This is a genomic window from Lentihominibacter sp., assembly GCF_046951855.1.
In the GTDB taxonomy this organism is placed as follows: Bacteria; Bacillota; Clostridia; order Peptostreptococcales; family Anaerovoracaceae; genus Lentihominibacter; species Lentihominibacter hominis.
In genome coordinates, this window is sequence record NZ_JBKTXS010000067.1 from 1 (window position 1) to 2,055 (window position 2,055).

Annotated in this window: 3 protein-coding genes and 1 pseudogene; all 4 read left to right on the plus strand. The window is 34.8% G+C overall.

Annotated elements, in window-relative coordinates; translation table 11 throughout:
- Positions 1 to 166: 166 nt before the first annotated feature.
- Positions 167 to 517: a hypothetical protein gene (locus tag ACLR96_RS10185; RefSeq protein ID WP_412265869.1), complete on the plus strand. Its 351-nt coding sequence runs from the start codon at positions 167 to 169 to the stop codon at positions 515 to 517.
- A 151-nt stretch (positions 518 to 668) separates the two neighbouring features.
- Entirely contained in the window at positions 669 to 881 is a 213-nt protein-coding gene (locus ACLR96_RS10190; RefSeq protein ID WP_177269117.1) for a hypothetical protein, read from the plus strand.
- Positions 874 to 1,398, plus strand: a complete 525-nt coding sequence (locus tag ACLR96_RS10195; protein ID WP_177269120.1) for a DUF2798 domain-containing protein — start codon at positions 874 to 876, stop codon at positions 1,396 to 1,398. Before ACLR96_RS10190 ends, ACLR96_RS10195 begins: the two co-directional genes overlap by 8 nt.
- 116 nt (positions 1,399 to 1,514) lie before the next feature.
- Positions 1,515 to 2,055 (plus strand): annotated as a pseudogene (locus ACLR96_RS10200) (phosphatase); the annotation flags it as partial.

The following is a 2,055-nucleotide window of genomic DNA, read 5'->3' on the forward strand; positions in this document are numbered from 1 at the left end:
TTTATCGGCAAAATTGATTGAATGATACCAATATCTTTAACTATGTGATACCGGTGCAGGGTGTCCTGATATATCTTTACTTTCACGATTGTGCGAGCTTTTGGGAATAGAGTTGGAAGCTCTGATTTCAGGGAAAATAATTAAGAATGAAGAAACAGGAGGAAATATGAAAAACACACAATTTTATATTTGTCCGCAATGTGGAAATATAATAACAGTCGTATCAAACGCCCAAGTTTCATGTTGTGGCAAAAAATTACAGTCTCTGAATGCAAATAAGGCTTGCGACGAAGAAAAATTATCTGTTGAAGTTATAGATAATGAATATTTTATATCAAGTGATCATCAGATGACTAAGGATCATTATATAACATTTGTAGCTTTGCTGACAGGTGATAGTATAGTGTTGAAAAAACAGTATCCCGAATGGGATCTGCAAGTTAGAATACCTCAGCTTGCCCATGGCAGATTGATATGGCATTGCAGCAATCACGGGTTATTTTATCAGCTTATATGAAGTTTTGAACTTGAAATCAAAAGATTTTTTATGATAAAATAAATAATAAAATTAAATAAAAACAAGTAAACGACACTAAATATCGCCGGCTCCCATGTCTGATGGAGCGGCAGTTTAGTGTCTTTTTGTTGGAAGTAAAATAGGAGGAAATATGAAAAACATAATAACTATAAGCAGAGAAGACGGAAGTGGAGACCGTATAATAGACAGGAAACTGAGCAAATGGTCAGATTTTGATTTTTATGACAGCGGGATTATAACTCAGATGGCAAATGATGCAGAATCGGCCACAGCAGTAATAAACGAGAGGAAATGTTATAACATAACCCGGGAAATATTGAGAGAAGATGAAAAAAATGCCTAAGACAAAGTTTCAGTCATTCATATTTACTTTTATTACTGCATGGATGATGGTTTATTTTATGACACTTTATAATATGGTGCTGTCTGCAGATCATTTTACGAATACCTTATTTCTTGATGCGCTGTTGCATATGTGGATAGAGTTTGTCATCATATTCCTGTGTGCTTATTTCTTTGCCGGCCATATTGCTAAATATTTTGCTTTTCGCATAGTGCGGCCCGAAGACAGATCTATATTTATAATACTGACAATACAGCTTTTTACTGTGATAACGCAAGTATTCTTTGCCAGTATAATGGCTACAATTAAATTGTATGGTTTTACCTTTTTATTTCTTCCGCATTTTTTGACGGCGTACTGTACGAATTTTATTATGGCTTTGCCATTGCAGCTGATAGTCGTAGGACCTGCAGCCCGATTTATATTCAGAAATTTGTTTTTAAGAAAAGAAAAAGAGGCTGTTTTGAAATCGCAGACTCGAGAACAAGGTGAGGAAATAATGCGAAGAATCACGTGATACAGCAACTTAGTTTATATAGATTTAACAAAAATCGGATAGAAAATCATATATCTCCGTATTATAATTGATATAAGTCTTTTATACATAATCTGGCAAGGGGGATTGGAGAAACTATGAAATATTCAGTTATAGATATAGGGTCGAATTCAATAAGACTTACTGTTTATAAAGTGAAAAACGGAAAATTCAAGATACTGTTTAAAGCAAAGAAAATGGCAGGACTGGCAGGATATGTTGAAAACGGCTGTATCAGTGATGTAGGTATCGATTTGGCTTGTGAAAGTATAATGGAGTTTAAATCTACTCTTCAGTCTTTAGGTATTACCGAACGAATCTATGTGTTTGCTACAGCTTCCCTTCGTAATGTCGTTAATACAGATGAAACTGTAGCAAAGATTTTTAAGGCAACGGGTTTTAATGTAGATGTGATCACAGGTGAGGAAGAAGCTATGCTTGGTTATGCAGGTATCCTGCAGGAACTTTCGGTTTCTTCCGGAGCTTTTATAGATATAGGAGGAGCCAGTACAGAGATAGTACTGTTTGAAAAGGGCAGGATATTATTATCTAAAAGTTACCGTATGGGATCACTCAAACTTTATAAAGATTGTGTAAAGCATATATTGCCGGGAAAACATTCTTTTAAAAGAATAAAGC

What these genes read in the sequence shown, in the direction of transcription:
- ACLR96_RS10195 (WP_177269120.1), top strand. Translation starts at nt 874, where the DNA reads ATGCCTAAGACAAAGTTTCAGTCATTCATATTTACTTTTATTACTGCA.
- ACLR96_RS10190 (WP_177269117.1), top strand. Translation starts at nt 669, where the DNA reads ATGAAAAACATAATAACTATAAGCAGAGAAGACGGAAGTGGAGACCGT.
- ACLR96_RS10185 (WP_412265869.1), top strand. Translation starts at nt 167, where the DNA reads ATGAAAAACACACAATTTTATATTTGTCCGCAATGTGGAAATATAATA.